22 protein-coding genes are annotated in these 22,406 nt (G+C 60.5%); 14 read left to right on the top strand and 8 right to left on the bottom strand.

Annotated elements, in window-relative coordinates; all coding sequences use genetic code 11:
• Positions 1-57 precede the first annotated feature (57 nt).
• The 6 genes from exbB to tal all read left to right on the top strand — a co-directional run bounded on the left by exbB (position 58) and on the right by tal (position 4,969).
• Positions 58-1,047 carry a tonB-system energizer ExbB gene (exbB, locus tag WDN46_21515; protein ID MEJ0095889.1) on the top strand — a complete coding sequence of 330 codons (990 nt, stop codon included), beginning with the start codon at positions 58-60 and terminating at the stop codon, positions 1,045-1,047.
• 6 nt (positions 1,048-1,053) lie between these two features.
• The gene (exbD, locus tag WDN46_21510) at positions 1,054-1,494 is read left to right on the top strand and encodes a TonB system transport protein ExbD (protein MEJ0095888.1); all 441 of its coding nucleotides are present in this window, start codon (positions 1,054-1,056) and stop codon (positions 1,492-1,494) included.
• Positions 1,491-2,264 carry an energy transducer TonB gene (locus tag WDN46_21505; GenBank protein ID MEJ0095887.1) on the top strand — a complete coding sequence of 258 codons (774 nt, stop codon included), beginning with the start codon at positions 1,491-1,493 and terminating at the stop codon, positions 2,262-2,264. The genes exbD and WDN46_21505 overlap by 4 nt, the downstream gene beginning before the upstream one ends.
• Positions 2,265-2,444: 180 nt before the next feature.
• On the top strand, positions 2,445-2,864 hold the full coding sequence (locus WDN46_21500; GenBank protein MEJ0095886.1) for an EF-hand domain-containing protein: 420 nt from the start codon (positions 2,445-2,447) through the stop codon (positions 2,862-2,864).
• 211 nt (positions 2,865-3,075) lie between these two features.
• A complete protein-coding gene (locus WDN46_21495) occupies positions 3,076-3,786 on the top strand; it encodes a response regulator (GenBank protein MEJ0095885.1) in 711 nt (236 codons plus the stop codon).
• Between the two features lie 226 nt (positions 3,787-4,012).
• A complete protein-coding gene (gene tal / locus WDN46_21490) occupies positions 4,013-4,969 on the top strand; it encodes a transaldolase (GenBank protein ID MEJ0095884.1) in 957 nt (318 codons plus the stop codon).
• Positions 4,970-5,189: 220 nt separating this feature from the next.
• On the opposite strand, the gene rpmF is transcribed toward tal, so the two are convergent.
• On the bottom strand, positions 5,190-5,378 hold the full coding sequence (rpmF, locus tag WDN46_21485) for a 50S ribosomal protein L32 (protein ID MEJ0095883.1): 189 nt from the start codon (positions 5,376-5,378) through the stop codon (positions 5,190-5,192).
• 128 nt (positions 5,379-5,506) lie between these two features.
• Positions 5,507-6,256, bottom strand: a complete 750-nt coding sequence (gene mtgA / locus WDN46_21480; GenBank protein MEJ0095882.1) for a monofunctional biosynthetic peptidoglycan transglycosylase — start codon at positions 6,254-6,256, stop codon at positions 5,507-5,509.
• A 40-nt stretch (positions 6,257-6,296) separates the two neighbouring features.
• Between mtgA and WDN46_21475 the strand changes: the two genes are divergently transcribed.
• From WDN46_21475 to clpA, 4 genes are all read left to right on the top strand, one after another.
• Positions 6,297-7,229, top strand: coding sequence for a polyprenyl synthetase family protein (locus WDN46_21475; protein ID MEJ0095881.1), 933 nt, complete (start codon positions 6,297-6,299; stop codon positions 7,227-7,229).
• Between the two features lie 32 nt (positions 7,230-7,261).
• On the top strand, positions 7,262-7,942 hold the full coding sequence (locus WDN46_21470) for a DUF1345 domain-containing protein (GenBank protein MEJ0095880.1): 681 nt from the start codon (positions 7,262-7,264) through the stop codon (positions 7,940-7,942).
• Between the two features lie 548 nt (positions 7,943-8,490).
• A complete protein-coding gene (clpS, locus tag WDN46_21465) occupies positions 8,491-8,838 on the top strand; it encodes an ATP-dependent Clp protease adapter ClpS (GenBank protein MEJ0095879.1) in 348 nt (115 codons plus the stop codon).
• A 13-nt stretch (positions 8,839-8,851) separates the two neighbouring features.
• Complete coding sequence (gene clpA, locus WDN46_21460; GenBank protein ID MEJ0095878.1) at positions 8,852-11,347, top strand: ATP-dependent Clp protease ATP-binding subunit ClpA; 2,496 nt, start codon at positions 8,852-8,854, stop codon at positions 11,345-11,347.
• Between the two features lie 167 nt (positions 11,348-11,514).
• Here the strand turns inward: clpA and ispG are convergent, their stop codons facing one another.
• Complete coding sequence (gene ispG, locus WDN46_21455; protein MEJ0095877.1) at positions 11,515-12,816, bottom strand: flavodoxin-dependent (E)-4-hydroxy-3-methylbut-2-enyl-diphosphate synthase; 1,302 nt, start codon at positions 12,814-12,816, stop codon at positions 11,515-11,517.
• A gap of 167 nt (positions 12,817-12,983) precedes the next feature.
• Positions 12,984-13,487, bottom strand: a complete 504-nt coding sequence (locus tag WDN46_21450) for a transcriptional repressor (GenBank protein ID MEJ0095876.1) — start codon at positions 13,485-13,487, stop codon at positions 12,984-12,986.
• A 154-nt stretch (positions 13,488-13,641) separates the two neighbouring features.
• On the opposite strand from WDN46_21450, the gene WDN46_21445 reads away from it, so the two are divergent.
• Together WDN46_21445 and WDN46_21440 are read left to right on the top strand one after the other, a co-directional pair.
• Positions 13,642-14,427, top strand: a complete 786-nt coding sequence (locus WDN46_21445; GenBank protein MEJ0095875.1) for a 3-hydroxybutyrate dehydrogenase — start codon at positions 13,642-13,644, stop codon at positions 14,425-14,427.
• Positions 14,428-14,446: 19 nt separating this feature from the next.
• Complete coding sequence (locus WDN46_21440; protein ID MEJ0095874.1) at positions 14,447-15,490, top strand: patatin-like phospholipase family protein; 1,044 nt, start codon at positions 14,447-14,449, stop codon at positions 15,488-15,490.
• A 1-nt stretch (position 15,491) separates the two neighbouring features.
• Here WDN46_21440 and WDN46_21435 read toward each other — a convergent pair whose 3' ends face one another.
• From WDN46_21435 to WDN46_21425, 3 genes are all read right to left on the bottom strand, one after another.
• Positions 15,492-15,995 carry a TspO/MBR family protein gene (locus WDN46_21435; GenBank protein ID MEJ0095873.1) on the bottom strand — a complete coding sequence of 168 codons (504 nt, stop codon included), beginning with the start codon at positions 15,993-15,995 and terminating at the stop codon, positions 15,492-15,494.
• 137 nt (positions 15,996-16,132) lie between these two features.
• Complete coding sequence (maiA, locus tag WDN46_21430; protein ID MEJ0095872.1) at positions 16,133-16,801, bottom strand: maleylacetoacetate isomerase; 669 nt, start codon at positions 16,799-16,801, stop codon at positions 16,133-16,135.
• 169 nt (positions 16,802-16,970) lie between these two features.
• Positions 16,971-18,269 (bottom strand): DEAD/DEAH box helicase, encoded by a 1,299-nt coding sequence (locus WDN46_21425; protein MEJ0095871.1) that lies wholly within the window; start codon positions 18,267-18,269, stop codon positions 16,971-16,973.
• Positions 18,270-18,582: 313 nt separating this feature from the next.
• On the opposite strand from WDN46_21425, the gene WDN46_21420 reads away from it, so the two are divergent.
• Positions 18,583-19,836 (top strand): glycosyltransferase, encoded by a 1,254-nt coding sequence (locus tag WDN46_21420; GenBank protein MEJ0095870.1) that lies wholly within the window; start codon positions 18,583-18,585, stop codon positions 19,834-19,836.
• Between the two features lie 59 nt (positions 19,837-19,895).
• On the opposite strand, the gene WDN46_21415 is transcribed toward WDN46_21420, so the two are convergent.
• On the bottom strand, positions 19,896-20,699 hold the full coding sequence (locus tag WDN46_21415; protein MEJ0095869.1) for a DUF2076 domain-containing protein: 804 nt from the start codon (positions 20,697-20,699) through the stop codon (positions 19,896-19,898).
• A gap of 162 nt (positions 20,700-20,861) precedes the next feature.
• Here WDN46_21415 and hisS point away from each other — a divergent pair, with 162 nt between their 5' ends.
• Positions 20,862-22,367, top strand: a complete 1,506-nt coding sequence (hisS, locus tag WDN46_21410; GenBank protein MEJ0095868.1) for a histidine--tRNA ligase — start codon at positions 20,862-20,864, stop codon at positions 22,365-22,367.
• The last annotated feature ends 39 nt before the right edge of the window (positions 22,368-22,406 follow it).

Raw genomic sequence — 22,406 nt, 5'->3', positions numbered from 1 at the left:
AAAACTGCCCTCTTGAGCCAGCCTTGAGCTAGATGACTTATTGGAAAGGCCTCTTCTATGACGCGCGCGGAAAATGATGTTATGGCCAATCGGCCGGGCGGTCTTGGCGGAACTATCGCCGCGAAAATTCTTGCGGCTGCCGCATTGAGCTTCTGCCTATGCGCGGCTCCGGCGCTGGCGCAGGCCCCCGCAGAGACATCAGTCCCCGTGGCGGCCGCGCCAAATTCCGCTCCGGCCGCCGACGCGCAGGCCATTTCGCCCGCGCCAGCCAATCCAGAGCCGGATGCGATCAAGCCGCCCTCGAACGCCGATGGTTTTCTTCCCTCCGATCTGCCGCACGATCTGTCGCCGTGGGGCATGTTCCTCCACGCAAATCCAATCGTGAAAGCAGTCATGGTGGGATTGGCTTTCGCGTCGTTTGTGACTTGGACTATCTGGCTCGCCAAAAGCCTTGAGCTTTGGGGAGCTCAGCAAGCAGCGCGGCGCGGCCTCAGGCTGCTCGCCGAGGCGCCAAGTCTCCGCGCCGCGGCGGACGCCTTTGGGAAATCGCGCGCGCCAGTGGCGCGTTTGACCGCGGCTGCGGTCGGCGAAGCCGATCGTTCAGCCGGCCTGCCCGCCGATGGCGTCAAGGAGCGCGTCGCGGCTTTATTGTCTCGCATCGAGGCTCATGCTGGTAGAACCATGACGCGGGGGATCGGCACGCTTGCAACGATTGGCTCAACAGCCCCCTTCGTCGGCTTGTTCGGGACCGTCTGGGGCATCATGGACAGCTTCATCGGCATCTCGAAAAGCCATACGACCAATCTCGCCGTTGTGGCGCCGGGCATCGCGGAAGCCTTGCTGGCGACGGCGACGGGCCTTGTCGCGGCCATTCCCGCCGTGATGATCTACAATATGTTCGCCCGCTCCATCGCCGGGTATCGCGCCCGGCTCGGCGACGCCTCGGCCGAGGTGCTTCGCCATATCTCTCGTGACCTCGATCGCGAGGCGATGCCCCGCCGCAAGGATGACGGGCATATCGTCGCGATGCGCAAACCTGCGGAGTGACCGGCGATGGCTGTTCGGCTCTCCTCCGGCGAAGATGATCTCGAGGTCAATCACGAGATCAACGTCACGCCGTTCATCGACGTCATTCTCGTCTTGTTGATTATTTTCATGGTCGCCGCGCCGCTGTCGACCGTCGACGTCAATGTCGACCTTCCGGCTTCTACGGCGCAGCCGGCTCAGCGGCCGGACAAGCCGCTGTTTCTGACGATAAAAGCGGACCGCTCTTTGGCGCTTGGCGAAGACGCGATCAGTCGCGAAGGTCTTGGCGGCGCGCTCGATGCGGCGACGCAGAACGACAAGGAGCAGCGCGTATTCGTTCGGGCCGACAAAACTGTCTCCTATGGCGACGTAATGGAGACGATGAACCTGCTTCGCAGCGCGGGCTATCTGAAAATCGGCCTCGTCGGCCTCGAAGCGGCGGACGCCAAGGCGCCGGATCATCCATGAACGCGAACGTTCATACGATTCTGCCGGACAGTTCAGCGCCATCCTGGCGTCACTGGCTTCCGGCCATCGTCATCGTGCTGCTCATTCATGCCGGACTTCTCTTTTGGCTGATTCACAAGTCGGACACGACGACATCCGCCGGAGCGCCGGAGCCCGTCGTAATGATGGAGCTTCCGCCGCTGGCGGTTGCGCAGCCGCAAGAGAGCGTCGCCGAAGTGACGCCGGGGCCGCAGCAGACGGAGGCCCAGCCCGAGCAGGAGATCGAGCCGCCGCAGGAGATGGCCGTTCCAGATCTGCCGCCGGCGCCGAAGCCTGAAGCTGTCCTCATCGCGGTGCCAAAGCCGAAACCGATCCCAGTGAAGAAAACCGTCAAAGAAGTTCCAAAGCCGGTGGTGAAGAAGGACCGCCAGCCGCCGGCCCCGCGCACCACCGCGCCGCCGCGCCAAGTCGCTGGCGCTCGCGCGGCGGCCCCGGCGCAAGGCGCCTCGGGGGCGGCGTCGGCTTCGAATTGGGGCAGTCTCGTTTCGGCGCAACTCAACCGGAACAAGCGCTATCCTGAATCGGCGCAGGGACAGCAAGGCACCGCTGCGGTCAGCTTCTCGGTCGATCGGGGCGGTCGCGTCGTTTCTGTCCGGCTCGTCCGCAGCTCCGGTTCCTCGGCGCTGGATCAGGAGGCAGTCGCCATGGTGCACCGTTCGAGCCCATTTCCTCCGCCGCCTCCCGAGGTCGCGGGCAATCTAACGGTGCCGGTCAACTTCCGCCCGAGATAGACTTGCGGGCTGGATAGACTTGCAGGCGAGATAGATTTGCAGGAACGGACGGGAATAATTCTATGGAGCCCATGAATTATTTCCTAATACATGGATTAATTATTTTTTGTCCTGTGCGTTATGTAGAATTTTGAGGCGTTTTGGGCTATAATCTAAGCTCTGTTGTCACGGAGTCTCATTATGCTGGACCGTTGTTCGTCTATGGGTAAAATTGGCTTCTATGGCGTTTTGGCTGCGGGGCTGCTGTTGCATTCGGCCCCTGCTGCTTTGGCTGCATCCGACGCGATTTCCGCTTTCGACACGGACGACGACAAAACTCTCGATCTCAACGAGGTCAAGGCGGCCGCTGGAGCCGAATTCGACAAACTTAACAAAGACAGCGACCAGACCCTCGACGCCAAAGAGGTTCAGGGCCGCATTGGCGGTAAGGAATTCAAGGCGGCCGATCCCGATAATGACGGCACCTTGAGCAAAGACGAATATCTGAGCATCGTCGAAAAACTGTTCAATGCAGCTGACGTCGACCACGATGGAACGCTCAACGCCAAAGAGCTTCATCATTCGACTGCAGGGCGCGCGCTGTTGCGGCTGATGCGCTAATTCAATCTCGCTTTTTCGCAGTCGCCGCGCGGATTCATGCATGACCGTTCTAAGTTGGATCGGTCATGCGTTCATCCGACGGTTTTGAATCCGGCTGGTCTGAACGCGCGTCCGCGCGTCTCCAAAATTCTCGCCGGCTTTGGAAACGGAATTTCAAATCTTTTTCTTTAAATCGGAATCGAAGCCGCGATGATCGGCGGAGATCTGAGACGTGAACGCAGGAGTCGCCATCAACGCCCAGCCGCCGGTCTCGCCGGCGGCCTTGATGGCGTGGCTTTTGGGCGACAGCGTTATTCTGTGGGTTGCGCTCCTCTGTCTGGCCGCTGCGCTCGGCTTCATATGCGCCCGCATGGCGTCCAGAGGCGCCCTGTCCACCCTCATTGACGAACGCGAGGCCTTGCGGGACGAAGTCTGGGAACTGAAGGAAGCGGCCGCCTCGGCTGAACGCGCGGAGACGGCGGAGGCGAAAAAGCCCGGCTATGAGATCCTTCTTGCTGAAGACAATGACATCAACGCTTTGCTGACGACGCGACATCTTGAGAGGCTGGGCGGCAGAGTCACGCGCGCCGCCGACGGCCTGACCGCCGTGGCGCGGGCCGAGCGGGCGTTATCGCCATTGGGTGCGAAATTCGATATTATTTTTCTCGATATCAGAATGCCGGGCATCGACGGCATGGAGGCGGCGCGGCGAATCAGGGCGGCGGAGACCGCAACTGGGGCTGTCCCCGTCCGGCTGATTGCGCTGACCGCAAACGCCTTCGACGAACACCGCCGCGCCGCCGAAGCGGTGGGCTTTGACGATTTTCTGACCAAGCCAGTTGATTTCGAGCGCATCCGCCGGGCGTTGCAGTTCGATCTTCAGGCGGAGCCGGAGCATAATCACGAAAAGAGGCAAGGCCTTCGAGCAAAGATTATGCCTTAAATCAGGGCCGTAACCTACTGAAATTGGCTTAAATCGTGCTTTCCGGAATCCATCGCGACTTTGGGCGCAAATGACCTCTGCCCCGAGTCCGAGCGCGACATTGGCGCGGATTTGATTTAAGCTGCCAGCGTTTGGCCTCGAAAACATTCGTCGCTGCAACAATACCGCCGCAGGCGCGTTGGACCGAAAAATCTCAACCTCTGTTCTTGTTCGATCGGATCGACCCATGCCGTCCAAGCTGGACCAATTGAAAGCCATGACCACCGTCGTCGCCGACACAGGCGACATGGAGGCGATTCGCGCCTTCGCTCCGGTGGACGCCACGACAAACCCGACCTTGATTTTGAAAGCCGCGCAATTGCAGACCTATGCGCCGCTGGTTTCCGAAGCGATCGTTTGGGGGCGAAGTCACGACCGTTTGACCAGCGAAGTCGCGGAGCGGCTGGCCGTCAACTTTGGTGAAGAGCTGACCAAAATCGTGCCGGGCCGGGTTTCGACTGAGGTCGACGCTGACCTGTCTTTCGATGTTGATGGAACCGTCGCCAAGGCTCGCTCGATCATCGCCGAATATGAAAGACGCGGCGTCTCCCGCAAGCGCATCCTGATTAAGATCGCCGCGACCTGGGAAGGCGTTCGCGCCGCAGAAATTCTCCAGGGCGAGGGGATAGACTGCAATATGACGTTGGTTTTTTCGCTGGCTCAGGCAGCGGCCAGCGCCGATGCGGGCGCCTTTCTGATTTCGCCTTTCGTCGGCCGCATTCTCGATTGGCACGTCAAAGCGGAAGGCAAAACTTACACGCCGGAAACCGACCCCGGCGTCCTCTCCGTGCGTCAAATCTATGATTATTATAAAGCGTTCGAGATCAAGACCGTGGTCATGGGCGCCTCTTTCCGCAACACGGGCGAGATCGAGGCGCTCGCCGGCTGCGACCGGCTGACCATTTCGCCGCAATTGCTCGACGATCTCGCCAAGGATAACGGCGATTTGCCGCGCCGGCTCGATCCCGCATCAGCGGCGCCCCGCGCCCCGGCGCGCCTGTCTCTCGACGAGAAAACCTTCCGTTTCCTTCTCAACGAGGACGCAATGGCGACCGAAAAGCTCTCCGAGGGGATCAGGTTTTTCGCCCGCGACATACGCGCGCTGCGTGAACTCGTGTCGCAGCGGCTTTTGGCGGCGGCCTGAGCGCGACGCTCATCTCCGAGGCCGCCATCCGCAACTTGCTGGTGCGGTCGCCGGACGCGGCGCGCAGAGCTGATTCTGGCGCGCGGATTATTTATATTTTCGCCTGATGACCGGCGCGCTGTTTCGCAGATCCATCTGACCGGATCAGATCATCGGCTTTACTGCGATCTCCATCAGGCTAAGTCGTTACGCGGGAAACTCGATATCCCCGCGTAAATCCTTACGCTTCCTTGGTCTTCGGCGTAAAAATCTGGCGGCCGCGATACATACCGGTCTTCAGATCGACGTGATGCGGACGGCGCAGCTCGCCGGAATCCTTGTCTTCAACATAGGTCGGAGCCTTCACCGCATCGGCGGAGCGGCGAAATCCGCGCTTCATGGGGGAGGTTTTGCGTTTCGGAACAGCCATATCGATGATCTCAATCAAGAGTTCTCGCGAGGCCTCTCGGCGCCGCGACTTCAAACGTGAACCGGCCTCTTACAATGAAAACTTCGCTCTGGCTAGTTAAAGCGCCTTCGCCTTAGCAAATAAGGGCTTTATCGCGTGCAAGATGTCTCGACGCCTCTCGCGCGAGCCATGATCGTCGCGGCATGCCCCGCGAGCCGCCGCCCTGGCCGCGCTGGATTGCGCAGGCGGGGGTTGGGGAGGGCCGCCGCCAGCAAAGCCGCCTCCCTTGGGTCGAGATGCTCGGCGCTTTTCCGGAAATAGCGCTGTGCGGCCGCCTCGGCCCCAAACATGCCGTCCCCCCATTCCGCAATGTTCAGATAGATTTCAAGAATGCGGCGCTTTGGCCAGGCGAAGTCGATCAGCAGCGCGAGAGGGATTTCGATGCCTTTGCGAATGACCGAACGCGAGGGCCAAAGGAACAGATTTTTGGCGGTCTGCATCGCAATGGTCGAAGCGCCGCGCGAGGGGCCATCTTCATCCGCCGTATCAATCACTTCCCGCAAAGCGCCCCAATCGACGCCATTGTGGCGGCAGAACTGGGCATCTTCCGAAGCAATCACAGCCTCGCGCAGATTGGGCGAAATTCTGTCCAACGGAACATAAAGGCGCTCGACCGATTCGCCCTTGATCCAGCGCGCCAGCATCAGGGTCGAGACAGGACTGATGAAGCGATAGACGAGGATGAGGGCGACGACTGCGAACGCCAGCGCCATGCCAAGGACGAAAATTGCGTGCAGGAGTTTGCCGACGAAACCAGCTCGGCCGGAGCGCGATGACATCAGCGAGCCTTGACCGATCTCGCCCAATCGGGCAAGCCGGGCCTGAACTTTAACGATCACGCTCGGCCCGTCCGCGTCGAGCGACAAGGAATATGCGATTATGACGCAGGGGGCGCCCGGAGCCGAATTCGAGACCCGTTTGAAAACAGTCGCCGAGGCGACCGAGGCCATTCTTGATCGCTTGCTGAGCGCATCGCCTCTTTCGGGCGAGACGGCGCGGCCGCCGCGCTTGCTCGAAGCCATGCGATATTCGACCCTCGGGGGCGGCAAAAGACTGCGCCCATTCCTTCTGATCGAGACGGCGCGGCTATTCGGCCGCGAGGGCGAGGGCATTTTCCGCGCCGCGGCTGCCGTTGAGATGATCCATTGCTATTCGCTCGTACACGATGATCTTCCCGCCCTGGACAATGATGATCTGCGCCGCGGACGGCCGACGACGCATAAGGCTTACGACGAGGCTACCGCGATTCTGGTCGGCGATGGGCTGCTCACCTATGCGTTCGATGTCTCGGCTGATCCTTTGACGCATGAAGACCCGGCGATTCGGGCCGAACTTGTGCTGGCGCTCGCGCGGGCCGCGGGTTTCGGCGGCATGATTGGCGGCCAGGTGCTGGACCTCGAGGCTGAGCGCGCGCAAGGCCGGCATAGCGCCGAAAGCGTCATCAAACTGCAGTCCATGAAAACTGGCGCGCTATTGCATTTCTCGGTCATTGCCGGCGCGCTCCTTGGCGGAGCAGACGCCAAAGCCAAGGGCGCCTTGTCGAATTATGGCCGTGCTTTGGGCGCGGCGTTTCAGGTCGCCGATGATATTCTCGATGTCGAGGCCGACGAAGCCGTGCTTGGCAAGCGGGCCGGCAAGGACGCAGATCGCAATAAAGCAACGCTCGTGGCGGCGTTGGGCCTCGAGGCCGCGCGCGAGCGTCGCGACCGGCTGGCGGCGCAGGCGGTCGCGGCCCTGGATTCATTCCCGGAAGGGGCTGAAGCGACGATTTTGAAGGAAGCCGCGCGCTTTGTAGCCCTGCGCAAAAACTGAAAGCGCGGGGATCCGCCGAGCCGGGACGCAACATGTCTATGATCGGTTATCCCTACCGCACGGTTCTTGGCCATCCGCGCCTCTTTTCGGGTTTGTTCTTCGCTATCGTCGTGGGCTTTTTTCTGCCCCCTGAGGTGCGCCTCGTCACGCGGCTTTTGATTGCGTGGAATGCCGGGACCTGGCTGTATTTTATCCTGGCGGCTTGGCTGATCATCAGAGCGGATGAAGCATCGATGCGGCGGCGCGCCAAGGCGAGCGATGAAGGGAGGCTGCTCGTCCTTGTGCTCACCAGCTTCGCCGCAGTTGCTTCTATCGGCGCGATTGTCGCCGAACTCGCAAGCGTGAAGGACCTGACCGGGTTCCCCAAAGCGGTGCATATCGGGCTCGCCAACGCAACGATCGTCAGCGCCTGGTTTTTCATTCATCTGACCTATGCATTGCATTACGCGCATGAATATTTCGATGAGCTTGACGCTGAACCGGACAAGCCGGCTAAAGTGGCGGGCGGCTTGACGTTTCCTGCAACGCCTCAGCCCGACTATTCTGATTTTCTCTATTTTTCCTTCATTATCGGCGTCGCCTCGCAGACCGCTGACGTGAAAATTACCGCACGGGAAATGCGCCGCGTTTCATTGGCGCACTCCATCCTGGCATTTTTTTTCAATAGCGCTGTTCTGGCGCTGACCATCAATATTGCCGCCGGGCTGATTTAGACAAAACCGGTTGCCGCAGCGCGCCCATGGGGCTTCGGGAGCCGACGCACCTTTGATGAGAAAATCTCCTCTCGAAGCCTAAAACGAGAGAGAGGCGTCGTTATTTCTCGCATTATCGCCGTCAATTCTTGAGAATTTTCGTCAAACGGACAAATGGCCGCTGGCTGAATGTCTGCCGTGCTTCTTGCCCGTTTTTGCGGCGTCCCTGGCACAGACTCTTCCTTACTGCTCACGCGCGTCTGCCGTGTGCTGGCTCTTTTTTACTCAAAAACACGTATGGTTCACATTTTTGACCGGAGTTAAGATCGGAAATTGATCGAGTTCAACGAAAGACTCGGCTCGATTGGCTCTTGCCGGAACGCAAAGCGCGTTGTTCACTGGAGGTTCATTGCAAGCGTACCTAAATAAGAAAGCGTGATGAGTTTGAGGACGGGGGCTTCGGTGTGACTGGCGGACTTTTTTGGCGATCAGTTTTGGGAATTGAACGCCTGAACCGGGCAGGTTCGCATTTTGGCGTCAACTCCGAACCGGCGCTTGTTCCGGGTCGATTGATTGAAGCCGCGAAGGATCTTCAAAAAGGCGGCGAAGGGGGCGGCGCCGGTTTGGGAACAGCCGTCATCACGCGGACGAAAACGCAGACCCGGCGTCCGAGCATGTACCGGGTTCTATTGTTGAATGATGACTACACGCCAATGGAGTTCGTGGTCGCTGTGTTGAAGAAATACTTCAACAAAGGCCCCGAGGAAGCTACCCGCATTATGCTTCATGTGCATCAGCATGGGGTCGGCGAATGCGGCGTCTTTACCTACGAAGTCGCCGAGACCAAGGTAACGCAGGTCATGGATTACGCTCGTAAACACCAGCACCCCCTGCAGTGCATCATGGAAAAGAAATGAGAGGTTGGAGCCTATGCCGTCCTTCTCCCGCAATCTCGAACAATCGCTCCATCGCGCCCTCGCTGTCGCAAACGAGCGCCACCATGAATATGCCACGCTCGAGCACTTGCTGCTGAGCTTGACGGATGATGGCGACGCAGCGGCGGTCCTGCGCGCATGCTCGGTCGACCTCGATCATTTGAAGAAAAATCTTCGCGAATATATTGACCAGGAACTCGATAATCTGGTCAGCGACGGCCGCGAAGACGCCAAGCCCACGGCAGGTTTCCAGCGCGTCATCCAGCGCGCCGTGATCCATGTGCAATCGTCCGGCCGCGAGGAAGTCACCGGGGCCAATGTGCTGGTGGCGATCTTCGCCGAACGCGAGAGCCATGCCGCCTACTTCCTGCAAGAGCAGGATATGACCCGCTACGACGCGGTCAATTACATCAGCCACGGCATCGCCAAACGTCCGGGTCTCTCCGACTCCTCAAAGCCGCCGCGCGGCGTCGACGACGAGTCCGAGGCGCGCGACGCCAAGGAAGGCAAGGACGCGGGCGAATCCCGGAAAAAGGAAGGCGCGCTCGATGCTTATTGCGTCAACCTCAACAAAAAAGCGCGCGAAGGCCGCATCGATCCGCTGATTGGCCGCGAGGCCGAGGTCCAGCGCACGATCCAGGTTCTGTGCCGTCGGCACAAGAACAATCCGCTGTTGGTCGGCGATCCGGGCGTTGGCAAAACAGCCATCGCCGAAGGGCTCGCGCGCAAGATCGTCAAAAGCGAAGTGCCCGAAGTTCTGGCTGAAGCGACGGTCTTTGCGCTCGACATGGGCACCTTGCTCGCCGGCACCCGCTACCGGGGCGACTTTGAAGAGCGCCTGAAGCAGGTCATGAAGGAAATCGAGAACCATAAGAGCGCGATCCTCTTCATCGACGAAATCCACACGGTGATTGGCGCTGGCGCAACCTCCGGCGGAGCTATGGACGCCTCAAATCTTCTGAAGCCGGCTCTGGCGCAGGGCACGCTGCGTTGCATCGGTTCGACGACCTATAAGGAATATCGACAATATTTCGAGAAGGATCGCGCCCTGGTGCGACGCTTCCAAAAGATCGACGTCAACGAACCCTCGGTCCCCGATGCGATCGAAATCATGAAAGGGTTGAAGCCCTATTTCGAGGAATTCCACAAGATCCGCTACACCAATGAAGCGATCAAGGCCGCGGTTGAGCTTTCGGCGCGCTATATTCATGATCGCAAATTGCCCGACAAGGCGATCGACGTGATCGACGAGACGGGCGCCAGCCAAATGCTGCTGCCGGAAAACAAGCGGAAAAAGACGATCGGCATCAAGGAAGTCGAGGCGACCATAGCGACGATGGCGCGGATTCCTCCCAAAACCGTCTCAAAGGACGATGCCGAAGTTCTCGAACATTTGACCGAGACGCTCGGCCGCGTCGTTTACGGCCAGAACAGCGCCATCGCGGCTTTGACTGCGGCGATCAAGCTTGCGAGGGCTGGCTTGCGCGACGGCGAAAAGCCGATCGGCAGCTATTTGTTCTCGGGTCCGACCGGCGTTGGCAAGACGGAGGTTGCGCGTCAGCTCGCCGTCAGCTTGGGCGTCGAGTTGGTCCGTTTCGACATGTCCGAATATATGGAGCGTCACACAGTCTCACGGTTGATCGGCGCGCCTCCCGGCTATGTGGGCTTCGATCAAGGCGGGTTGCTGACGGATTCGATCGATCAGCATCCCCATTGCGTGCTGCTTCTCGACGAAATCGAGAAGGCTCATCCTGACCTCTACAATATCTTGTTGCAGGTGATGGATCACGGCAAGCTGACCGACCATAGCGGCAAGCAGGTCGACTTCCGCAACGTCATCTTGATCATGACGACCAATGCCGGCGCAGCCGACATGCAGCGCGCATCGTTCGGGTTCACCCGGGGCAAGCGCGAAGGCGAGGATGTCGAGGCGATCAATCGCATGTTCGCTCCAGAATTCCGCAATCGTCTCGACGCCGTCGTGACCTTCGGCCATCTGCCGGCCGACGTGATCGTCAAAGTGGTCGATAAGTTCATCATGCAGCTTGAGGCTCAGCTCGCCGATCGCAATGTCACGATTGAACTGAGCGATGAGGCTCGCCATTGGCTGGTTGAGAACGGCTATGACGAGCAGATGGGCGCGCGGCCGATGGCGCGAGTCATCCAGCAGACCATCAAGACGCCGCTGGCCGATGAAGTCTTGTTCGGCCGTCTGAAAAATGGCGGAGCGGTGCGGGTCGTCGTGACGACGGAGGAAGACGGCGTCAAGAAACTCGGCTTCGTTTTCCCCGAAGGTCCGATCCTGCCCCGGCCGGAGCGAGACATTGTCGAGGCGAGCAAAAAGCGCGTCAGGGCGGAGCCGGAAGTGCGCCGCGCCAACAAATCCCGTCGCAAAGCGGGCGAGGATGGTGAAGGCGGTCCGGAAGTGGACACGGAAGATGATGACGCCGAAGGCGTCGCCGGCGCTGAAGAGCCCGACGTAAAGCTGTGAAGCTTTAGCTTCAAGGGCTTCGGATCAGATTGGGAGAGCCGCGGCTATGTCGTGGCTCTTTTCTTTTGGGATGGCGGAGGCGGGTCAAATCCTCGCACTCGATCGAAGTCAATCAACCGGATGCGAGCGCCCCGCAGGACGACGGACGGATTTATCCGACGCCGGGCTTATTCTGCAGCGCTTTTGGTCCCGCCGAATCGGCGTTCGATATAGTTCTCGACGATGGTCTTGAATTCGGCGGCTATGCCTTCGCCGCGCAAGGTCATCGCCTTTTGCCCATCGATGAACACCGGTGCCGCCGGCGTCTCGCCGGTGCCAGGGAGGGAGATCCCGATATCGGCGTGCTTCGATTCGCCCGGCCCATTGACGATGCAGCCCATCACGGCGACGTTGAGCGTTTCGACGCCCGGATAGCGGCCGCGCCAAATTGGCAACTCGTCGCGGATGTATGTCTGGATGTCGCGCGCGAGCTCCTGAAACACTGTTGAAGTCGTGCGGCCGCAGCCGGGGCAGGCGGCGACGAGCGGCACGAAGGTGCGAAAGCCCATGGTCTGCAGGAGTTCCTGGCCGACTTGCACCTCGAGCGTGCGGTCGCCGCCGGGCTCGGGGGTGAGCGAGACGCGGATGGTATCGCCAATGCCGTCCTGCAACAGAATGCCCATGGCGGCGGCCGAAGCGACGATGCCCTTCGAACCCATGCCAGCCTCTGTCAGACCAAGATGCAGCGTATAATCGCTGCGGCGCGCCAGCGTCCGATAGACCGCGATGAGCTGTTGCACGGCGGAAACTTTGGCGGACAAAATGATTTTGTCCCGCGGCAGCCCGATTTCCTCGGCGCGCGCGGCCGACAGAAGCGCTGATTGCACCATGGCCTCGCGCGTCACGGCGCCGGTGGAGGCGGGTTCGGCGGAGCGCGCGTTTTCATCCATCAGCGCGGTGAGCAGCTCTTGATCCAAGGAGCCCCAATTGGCGCCGATCCTGACCGCTTTTTGATGTTTGATAGCCATTTCGACGATGGCGGAAAATTGCCGGTCTTTTTTGTCCTTGAACCCGACATTTCCAGGATTGATCCGGTATTTGGCGAGCGCCTCGGCGCAGCCCGGATGATCGGCAAGGAGCTTGTGGCCAATATAGTGAAAATCGCCGATGAGCGGGACAAAACAACCCCGCCGGGCAAGCTTGTCCCGGATATGCGGCACGGCCGCCGCAGCTTCATCGCGGTCGACGGTGATGCGCACCATTTCTGAGCCGGCGCGGGCCAATGCGGCCACCTGGGCGACCGTGCCGTCAATATCGGCGGTATCCGTGTTGGTCATCGACTGGACGACGATGGGCGCCCCGCCGCCGACCTTGACGGCTCCTTTGCCGGACCCGACTTGAACGCCGACGGAGCGGCGGCGCGGCGAGGGCCCAGCCAATTCGGAATCGGCGAGGTCAAGAGAAGCCGGCGTCTTTTGAGCGATGGTCATGCGCGGTGGTTTTCCGAAGCTTTGAAAATGCCCTTGACCGCAGCGTCCACGGAGCAAGGCGCGATCTTGACCTTATAGGTCGCAATAGTCGTGGCCAAAAACCCGTTTCGCGTCAAGTCGCGATGGGGGACCGAAAGACATGTGGATCAGAGGCCGGAATTCGCACCTCACGCTTCCGCACACGCCTCGCAAACGCCCGTCACTTCGATGACTTGGGCGCGCGGTGAAAATTTCGCTTTCGCCGCAAGGTCGCGGAGACTGGTGCGCAATGCCTCTGAGGTCGTCTCCGTGACGTCGCCGCAAATCTCGCAAATCAGGAATGCAATGGGGATTTCCGGGGCGTGACCGTGGTCGCAAGCGAGAAAGGCGTTGCAGGAGGCGAGGCGGTGAATAAGGCTGTTCTCGAGCAGAAAATCGAGCGCCCGGTAGATCGAAATTGGAGCAGGGCGCTTGCCCGTGGCCTCGCCCACGCGTTCGATCAGCTCATAAGCGCCGAGCGGGCGACCTTCGCGGGAGAGAATCTCGAGAATGCGGCTGCGGCTCGGGGTCAGGGCGATCCCGCCTTCCCGACATAGATTCAATGCTGCCGTGAATGCTGTTTCGCCGTCGGGGTCAGCCGCATGGCCGTGATCGTGAGGTTTTTCCGGACGCGATGCACGTGAATCTGTCATGAGGATATACTATCCCATTTGAAGCGCCAAGGCGATGCCTTGCGGAGGTGAACCTTCGCTGCAGTTTCATGTTTCTTCAGCTAAGTGTAGCATCAATTCGCAGCGCTTGGCTTCCCGCCAGCCTCATTCGCGTCCAAGATCTACGGAGCACAGCATGACCCTTAAAACCCGCAACGCTATCGTAACCGGTTCGACCAGCGGCATCGGGCTCGCAATCGCTCGCGCTTTCGCCAAGGAAGGCGCCAACGTCACGATCAATGGCCTCGGCGATCTCGCGGCGATCGAAGCGGACCGGGCGGGGATCGAGAAAGAGTTTGGCGTCAAGGCTTTCTATTCGCCCGCCAATATGACGAAACCCGACGAAATCCGGGCAATGGTGAAGGAAGCCGAGGCAAAGCTCGGCAGCGTCGATATCCTCGTCAATAACGCCGGAATCCAGCACGTCGCTCCGATCGAAGAATTTCCGATCGAGACCTGGAATTTGATCATCGCCATCAACCTCTCGGCCGCTTTCCATGCGACCGCCGCGGCAATCCCAGGGATGAAAGCGCGTAAATGGGGACGCATCATCAACACCGCATCGGCGCACTCGAAGGTCGCCTCGCCGTTCAAATCGGCTTATGTGTCGGCAAAGCATGGCATCGACGGATTGACCAAGACCGCCGCGCTCGAACTCGCCAAATTCGGCGTCACGGCCAATTGCATTTCGCCCGGCTATGTCTGGACGCCGCTTGTCGAGAAGCAGATTCCAGATACGATGGCGGCGCGGCATATGACTCGCGAACAAGTGATCGACGATGTCCTGCTCACGGCGCAGCCGACCAAGGAATTCGTGACGACGGACCAGGTTGCTGCGCTGGTCGCCTTCCTTTGCACTGACGCCGCGGCGCAGATCACCGGCTCGAATATTTCGATCGACGGCGGCTGGACCGCTGAGTGACCTCATCCAAGGATAACTCATGAACGACGCCAGCGCGCCAATTGATCGGGACGGTCCGAAGAAGATCAGCCTCGCCCTGCAGGGCGGCGGCTCGCACGGCGCCTTCACCTGGGGCGTGCTGGACGCTATCCTTGAGGATCAGCGACTAGATATTGAGGCGATTACGGGAACGAGCGCCGGCGCGATGAACGCCGTCGTTCTTGCGGAAGGCTATCTCGAAGGGGGACGCGAAGGCGCCCGCAAATGCCTCGAGAGATTCTGGCGCTCGATCAGCAATGAAGGGTCGCTAACGACTGAGCAGCAGAAATTCGTCCACGCGTTCTTCGCTGGCTGGCCGTTGCAACGGAGGTTCGCTTATTGGTGGGCGGATTTCCTAACCCACTATGCGAGTCCCTACGACTTTAATCCGCTGGACCTCAATCCCTTGCGTGACCATCTCGTGAAGATGATCGACTTCACGAAAGTGCGCGCATTGACCGAATTCAAATTATTTGTTGCGGCGACGAATGTGCATACCGGGATGGTCAAGGTTTTCGAAGGACCGCAACTCACCGCCGATCATGTGATGGCCTCGGCCTGTCTGCCGTTTTTGTTTCGGGCCGTGGAAATTGAAGGCCTGCCCTATTGGGATGGCGGCTACATGGGCAATCCAGCGCTTTTTCCGTTGTTCTACAAGACCGGTTGTTCCGACATCGTGCTCGTTCAGGTCAATCCCATCGAACGCGACGACACGCCTCATAAAGCGCGCGACATTCAAGACCGGCTCAACGAAGTGACATTCAATGGCGCGCTGATGGGCGAGTTGCGGGCCATGGATTTTGTCAACCGGCTGATCGACTCAGGCAAATTATCGCGTGACGAATATATGCGCACGCGGATGCACAGGATTGACGGCGGACCTTTCCTCGCCTCGTTTTCGGCAGCCTCGAAGCTTGATGCGTCCTGGACCATGATCAAGCAATTGCATGATTTCGGACGCAAGGCCGCGAAACAATGGTTAGACGAGAATTACGACATGATCGGCGTCGAAGGCACGCTTAACTTGCGCATGGCTTATTCCTGAGTCACGGATTCAACGCGGCGATGGCGACGTTTAACGTCATCGCGTAACAAACCCAGACAAGATATGGAATGAGCAGAATTGCGGCGAGACGGTCGGTCTTCGCGCTTTGCAGTATCGTCGCCGCGACGAGGACCACAAGCGCGAGGATAATCGCCAGCCCCGCCGAGATTGCGTGCAGGCCGAAGAAAATGGGCGACCACATCGCATTGAGCGCCAGCTGCGCCATAAAAAGACTAAGCGCTCGCCTGCGCGGGATGGACGGCGTTGCGCGATCCCATAAGCGCCACAGCGATAGGGCCATCAAGAAATAGAGGATGCTCCAGGCGATCGGAAAGACGGAGTTCGGCGGCGTCCAGGGAGGCTTCGCCAAGCCGGCGTACCACCCTCCGATCTGCGGGACGGTCGCAAGGCCGCCGATGGCGGCGACGCCGGCGCAAAGAACGAGACAGGCGCCAAGGCGCGGGATTGATCGCCGCGCATGATTTAAATCGCCGTGGTTCGCCATCAAGCCGGACCCACTTCCCACAGCCGCTGCTGGATCACAGCCGCCGCGCCGCTGCAGCGAAAAGCTCTTGATCGGCGAGGTAGCTATATTTCGCCAACATACCGAATTGGACTTTGAGCACGGATCGCCCCGCCGATCTACGCGGCTTTTGGCGCGTCTGCTTGGGCGAGCGGATGCGCAGCGCTGAACGCCTTCTGCTTCATGCAACGATCGTGGATCGCGGCTATGGTCGGATAGGCGCTGAGCGTTCCGCCAAATAGCTGCTGACCGACGGCGAGGCTGATGACTGAAATATCTGCGATGGTAACGTTGTCGCCGTGGCAGAACAGGCCGGTTTCCGGTTCGCGAGTCAGGTGGTCCTCGATCGCTTGCAGGCCCAAAGCGAGCCAATGGCGCGCCCATTTGATTTGGCCCGCCTCGTCGACGCCGAACTCCGACCCGAGAAATCCCCGCACGCGAGGCGTGAAGAGCGAATGAGCGTCGCTTGCCGCAATATGGGCGAGCGCCCTAACCCTCGCGCGCCCGCGCGGATCCTTGGGCAAAAACGGCGGCTCGGGATGCGTTTCGTCGAGATATTCGAGGATGGCGAGCGACTGCACGAGGGGCGTTCCCTCGCCATCGATCAATGTGGGCAGAACGGCCTGCGGATTGATCGATTTATACGCGTCAGCGTACTGTTGGCCGCAGGGCAGATCGATAAAAACCTGCTCGGCGGCGAGGCCTTTGAGGTTCAACCCGATGCGGACGCGGAAACTCGCCAGTGAACGCCAGAACGTGAACAGCTTCATCAAGAAAATCTCCGCCACAAGGCCTCCATGCTGTCACGAAACAGCATGGATCTCCAGTGGCGCCCTGTCCGCCTGCGACCTTCAGCGGGCCGAGGACGGCGCGCGTCGCGACGGTTCAGATGGCGATCAGGCTGGACGCGAGGCGTCTTGATCCCCGCGGCGACGGTCGCCTTGGGGTTTACCCGCGTTAAGGCGCGGCCCGCTGCGGCGATCCCGCATTTGAGCCCGGCGCGCCGCCTCGTGCTCCAAAACCACGCTCTTGCGAGCGCGGATTGGCGGAATGGTTCGGGCGGCGATTTTGTTGCGGCCGGGGAGCCGGTTCAGTGCGCGCCGGCGCGCGGGACTCGGGCGAGCCGGGAGCTGCGCGCCGATCTTCTGACGGCAAACGCAGACGGGTCAGCTTTTCGATGTTGCGCAACAAATCGCGCTCGGCGCCGTCGCAGAGCGAGATTGCATTCCCCTCGGCCCCAGCCCGCGCCGTGCGTCCGATGCGGTGAACATAGGCTTCGGCCACTTCCGGGAGGTCAAAATTAACGACGTGAGTGACGCCGTCAACATCGATGCCGCGCGCCGCGATATCGGTCGCGACCAAGGCGCGGACATGGCCGGCGCGGAAGGCGGCGAGCGAACGCTCACGCTGGCTTTGGCTCTTGTTGCCGTGGATCGCCAAAGCGGCGATGCCGGCGCCATCGAGATGCTGCGTGACCTTGTCGGCGCCGCGCTTGGTGCGCGTAAAAATGATCGTGCGCGTCATTTCGACGTTGGCGAAGAGTTCGACCAGAACATCGCGCTTGCGGTGCGTCTCGACGAACAGAACCTGCTGGTTTACGCGATCGGCGGTCTTCGCGATCGGGGTGACGGACACCTGAACCGGATTGACGAGAAGATCGGAGGCGAGCTTGGCAATTTCAGTCGGCATCGTCGCCGAGAAAAACAGATTCTGGCGGCGCTTCGGCAGCTCGCCGACGACGCGGCGGATCGCCTTGACGAAACCAAGATCGAGCATCTGATCGACCTCGTCGAGGACGAAGAATTCGGTCTTGCCGAGATGGGCGACGCGGGAGTCGAGATGATCGACGAGACGGCCGGGCGTTGCGACGAGAACGTCGAGGCCGCGTCCCAGCGCCTTGATTTGCGCGCCATGCGGCACGCCGCCGAAGACTACGGCGACGGATAGTTGCATTTCCGAGCCAAGGCTGCGGAAGCTCTCGGCGATCTGGCTCGCCAGTTCACGCGTCGGGCTCAAGACCAGAACGCGGCAGCCGCCGCGCGGGGCTGCTTGCGGATGCGTTGCGAGATAGTGGAGGATTGGCAGGGCGAAAGCGGCGGTCTTGCCGGTGCCGGTTTGAGCGATGCCGACGAGATCGCGGCCCGCCATAATGTTGGGGATGGCTTGCGCCTGGATTGGGGTGGGGGTGGCATAGCCAAGCTTGTTCAGGGCAGCGAGAAGGGGCGCGGCAAGGCCGAGTCCGGAGAATTCTTGCAATTTGGGATCTTTCGATAAGCCTGCTTCTTACCGGATGATCCGGTACGGCGGCTATAATAGGTTGGACGCCCTGCGTGGCCTGGGCTGTCGAGCGAAGTGTGCCAGCAGGCTCGACAGGAGGACGGTAGAACCGTCCTTCACGCAATCGAAGCGCTAACATCCACATTAAAGCAGATAGAACTACATCGTGACTTTACAGAAGAAAGTCAAGCGAAATCCCTTTATAGAGCGGGAGGAGCGCCTGCCGGGCGGATGGAATGGGCGGCCAACGCGAGGGCTCTTTGTCGAGGCGCAAGCACGGCGGTAATGATGGATGATGTCAGAAAATACGATGGAAATCATTTTTCTAGACAATGGGTTGATCGGCAAAGGGGAGCATAGTTACGGACTCGTCAAGAAAGTCGGCGAGGCGTTGTCGGCGCGCGGCCTCCCTCATCGCGTGTTCGGAATGGCCTCCGTCGAGGCGGCGATCATTGCGGAGATCGGCGCGATTCCGCATTTCCGCCGGTCGCTTTACGAAAGCGAAAGCCCAACGCCCAACGAGCGGCGCCTGCTGACCTTTGCGGCGATGATTCGGGGCGCCTCATTCGATCGCTCGCTTCCTTCGGAGCGCACGAGCGGCAGAGTTCTTAATACATCCTTCGAACAGGATCTCCGCGCTCTGCCTTCCGACGTTTGGAATGCGGACAATCTCATTGTCGCGCCCGGCGTTTCGCAAAATCAAATTCTTGGGCTAATCCGCCATTTGTTCGCAAAGCCGGCCGACGAGCGGCCGCGGGTGGTCTGTCAATTGATGTTCGCACCGAGCTGGACGCCGTGGGGGCGCAACGCAAACCTCGGCGACTGGCTGTACAAACGAGCGTTTCACCTCGCAGTCCCGCTCCGAAAAACCTTGTTCTTCACGGCGGAAAACGAAGCGATCGCTGAGATTTATCGCGAACGATACCGGATTGAGCCGGCAATTTTGCCGGTTCCATTTGGAGGAGCTGCGCCCGCCGTCATCCGCGACGGACGGCCCCGGCTGGGGTTTTTCGGCTATTCCAAATGTGACAAGGGATTTCATCTTTTGCCAAATGCAATCGAACTCTGCCGGCAGAAGGGGATTGAGGCCGATTTCACCATTCAAGTGCAGCACGGCGGCTGGGAGGCGGGCGCCATCGCGGCCGAGCGCGATTTGAGAAAAATGGAGAGCGTTCGCTTGATCGAGGGCGTCCTCGACGATCGTGATTATACGGCGGAAACAAGCTGCATCGACGTGATGCTGCTGCCATATGATCCGGTGCTTTTTGGCTTGCGCGGCTCCGGCATTTTTACCCAATCCGTCGCGGCGGGGCGTCCGGTCGTCGCTTCCGCCGGGACATTTGCGGGCCGATGCGTCACGCTAGGGGAGGCGGAGGGCGAGGTTTTTTCGCCCTATGACGCAGCCGCGCTGGCGGAGGCCATCGCTCGCCTCCTGCCGCGTCTCGCCGAGAGCCAAACCCGCGCCGCCGCGCGCGCAAAAACCTTTGCGCAAAGTCATAGCGCCGACGCTTATGTCGATGTGCTTCTCGCCCACGCCAAGCGCTAGATCCAAACGGCGGGACGACAAGTGGCCGGACGACATCCGGCCACCCTATCGATAGCCGATCAGACGTCGGAGCTGCCGTCGTCCGAGTCGTCATCCGAACTGTAATCGGAGGCGTCCTGCGCGTCGTCCTGGTCCTGGTCCGCGTCCTGCTGAGCGTCCGCTTGGCGCACGGCGTCGTCGCCGTAGTAATTGTTGACGACTGTCTCGCGGTCGCCGCCGAGCCCGGTCTGATCGACCCCTGGCACGCCGGCGCCGATTCCTAGCGCATTGGCATGGCCGCCGCCGAAGAGACCCTTGATCGAGTCGGCGAGGAGGACGCCGCCCGCAACGCCAGCCGCGGCGCCAAGCGCCCCTTTGAGGAAACCGCCGCCTTGGCCGCCGATTGGACCACCCATCGGGCCGCCCATGGGACCTCCCTGCGGAGCCCCCCAGGGCCCCGGCTGAGGCTGGCCATAAGGTTGCTGGCCGTAATTCTGCTGCGGCGGTTGCTGCCAACCGCCCTGCTGCGGCGAAGTATTCCAGCCAGGCGACGGGGCGGGGCCGCGCCCTGGAGCAGGAGGCGTTGGGCTGCCGCCTCCAAACAGCGAGCCAAGGCCGCCGAGAAAGCCGCCGCTCCCTTGCTGCTGCTGCGTCGACTGCTGAAGGTCGCGGACTTGGCCTTCGAGCTGCTGCAGGCGATCATTGGCGGCGCGGAGCGCCTGATCCTGGACGATGACGGTTTGGGCCAGGAGATAAGGCGCATAGGGCAGCGCCCTTACGGCATCCTGGATGAAGGCCTCGGCTTCTTTGTCGCGCGGATTGGCGGCCGCGCTTTGGATGCGCTCAAACAGGCCTGTGAGCAACTGGCGTTCCTCGGGTGACATTGCCTTCTCCGGTGCAAGATAGGCGAATCCATTTCGCCGCGTAGAACATAAGGCTTTCGCGGCGCGATCCAAGGGGAGAGTAATCGTCGATTCATCTTTCAGCGTCGCTTGCTGCTTCGCCTCCGCCCTCGTAAGAAGCAAGCTTGTTATGAGGCTGTCCAGATGAATGATGACAAGAAGATTACGCAGCGGGCCGGCGCGAGGTTGCCGCGCGGTTTTGGCGACCGCGGCCCGGCTGAGATCGCCGCGACCGAAAAAATGCTCGCAGCGATCAAGCAATCCTATGAGCTTTATGGGTTCGAGGCGGTCGAGACGCCCTTCATCGAATTTACCGAGGCGCTGGGGAAATTTCTGCCCGATCTCGACCGGCCCAATGAGGGCGTCTTCTCGTTCAAAGACGACGACGAAAGCTGGCTGTCGCTGCGCTATGATCTGACGGCGCCGCTCGCGCGCTATGTAGCCGAAAACTTTGATCAATTGCCAAAGCCCTACCGCAGCTATCGCGCTGGCTACGTTTTCCGCAATGAGAAGCCGGGCCCGGGCCGGTTCCGCCAGTTCATGCAATTTGACGCCGATACGGTTGGCGCAAGCTCGGTCGCGGCCGACGCCGAGATGTGCATGATGGCGGCGGACACTTTGGAGAGGCTCGGCGTCCAGCGCGGCGATTACGTGATCAAGGTCAATAACCGCAAAGTGCTCGATGGCGTGATGGAGGCGATTGGCCTCGGTGGCGAAGAGAACGCCGGGCGAAGGCTGACGGTGCTGCGGGCGATAGACAAGCTGGATAAATTCGGCCCGGAAGGCGTTGCGCTTTTGCTGGGGGCGGGGCGCAAGGACGAGAGCGGCGATTTTACTAAAGGCGCAGGTCTTTCAGACGACGCTATCAATAAGGTGTTGAGCTATACTGCTGCGCAAGGCGTCAATACGCAGCAAACCCTCGATATTCTCCGCAGCGCGGTGGCGGGGCAGGCTGTTGGCGAGGAGGGCGTCATCGAGCTTGAGCAAATAGCGAACCTCATTGACGCCGCTGGCTTCAGCGACCGCATTCGCATCGACCCATCCGTCGTCCGCGGCCTCGAATATTACACCGGGCCTGTCTTCGAGGCCGAACTGACTTTTGAAGTTGCCGGCGACGACGGCAAGCCGATCCGCTTCGGTTCGGTCGGCGGGGGCGGGCGCTATGATGGCCTCGTCGGGCGCTTTCGCGGCGAAAATGTCCCGGCGACGGGATTTTCGATCGGCGTCTCGCGGCTTTATTCGGCTTTGAAGGCTATTAGCTCGCCGATTGTCGCCTCTAAGGCGCAGCGCGGGCCGGTGGTCGTGCTCGTGCTCGATAAGCCTCAGCTCGCCCGCTACCAGGAATTTGTCGCGCAATTGCGAGAGGCCGGCGTCAGGGCCGAACTCTATCTTGGCTCCTCCGGCATGAATGCGCAGCTGAAATATGCCGATAAGCGCGGCTCGATCTGCGCCGTCATTCAGGGCTCCAACGAGCGCGATCATGCGGATGGGCCGCAGGTCATGATCCGGGATCTTGTGCTTGGGGCTGAACTGGCGGGCTCCAGCAAGGACCGCGCGGATTACCTTGAACTTCGCGCGAAGGCGCAGTTTGCAGCGCCGGAATCCGGGCTTGTGGCCGCCGTGCAAGAGGTTTTGGCGCGCCACCGGTGAGGGGGCCAAATTCACCTTTTCGGGCGAAACCTGTCGCGG

The sequence above is a fragment of the Methylocella sp. genome, assembly GCA_037200525.1.
In the GTDB taxonomy this organism is placed as follows: domain Bacteria; phylum Pseudomonadota; class Alphaproteobacteria; order Rhizobiales; family Beijerinckiaceae; genus Methylocapsa.
This window is presented reverse-complemented; position numbering and strand designations above follow the sequence as displayed.

Coding starts and splice junctions, on each gene's coding strand:
- exbB (MEJ0095889.1), top strand. CDS start 58: ATGACGCGCGCGGAAAATGATGTTATGGCCAATCGGCCGGGCGGTCTT.
- exbD (MEJ0095888.1), top strand. CDS start 1,054: ATGGCTGTTCGGCTCTCCTCCGGCGAAGATGATCTCGAGGTCAATCAC.
- WDN46_21505 (MEJ0095887.1), top strand. CDS start 1,491: ATGAACGCGAACGTTCATACGATTCTGCCGGACAGTTCAGCGCCATCC.
- WDN46_21500 (MEJ0095886.1), top strand. CDS start 2,445: ATGCTGGACCGTTGTTCGTCTATGGGTAAAATTGGCTTCTATGGCGTT.
- tal (MEJ0095884.1), top strand. CDS start 4,013: ATGCCGTCCAAGCTGGACCAATTGAAAGCCATGACCACCGTCGTCGCC.
- rpmF (MEJ0095883.1), bottom strand. CDS start 5,378: ATGGCTGTTCCGAAACGCAAAACCTCCCCCATGAAGCGCGGATTTCGC.
- WDN46_21475 (MEJ0095881.1), top strand. CDS start 6,297: ATGACGCAGGGGGCGCCCGGAGCCGAATTCGAGACCCGTTTGAAAACA.
- WDN46_21470 (MEJ0095880.1), top strand. CDS start 7,262: ATGTCTATGATCGGTTATCCCTACCGCACGGTTCTTGGCCATCCGCGC.
- clpA (MEJ0095878.1), top strand. CDS start 8,852: ATGCCGTCCTTCTCCCGCAATCTCGAACAATCGCTCCATCGCGCCCTC.
- ispG (MEJ0095877.1), bottom strand. CDS start 12,816: ATGACCATCGCTCAAAAGACGCCGGCTTCTCTTGACCTCGCCGATTCC.
- WDN46_21450 (MEJ0095876.1), bottom strand. CDS start 13,487: ATGACAGATTCACGTGCATCGCGTCCGGAAAAACCTCACGATCACGGC.
- WDN46_21445 (MEJ0095875.1), top strand. CDS start 13,642: ATGACCCTTAAAACCCGCAACGCTATCGTAACCGGTTCGACCAGCGGC.
- WDN46_21440 (MEJ0095874.1), top strand. CDS start 14,447: ATGAACGACGCCAGCGCGCCAATTGATCGGGACGGTCCGAAGAAGATC.
- WDN46_21435 (MEJ0095873.1), bottom strand. CDS start 15,995: ATGGCGAACCACGGCGATTTAAATCATGCGCGGCGATCAATCCCGCGC.
- WDN46_21420 (MEJ0095870.1), top strand. CDS start 18,583: ATGATGTCAGAAAATACGATGGAAATCATTTTTCTAGACAATGGGTTG.
- WDN46_21415 (MEJ0095869.1), bottom strand. CDS start 20,699: ATGTCACCCGAGGAACGCCAGTTGCTCACAGGCCTGTTTGAGCGCATC.
- hisS (MEJ0095868.1), top strand. CDS start 20,862: ATGAATGATGACAAGAAGATTACGCAGCGGGCCGGCGCGAGGTTGCCG.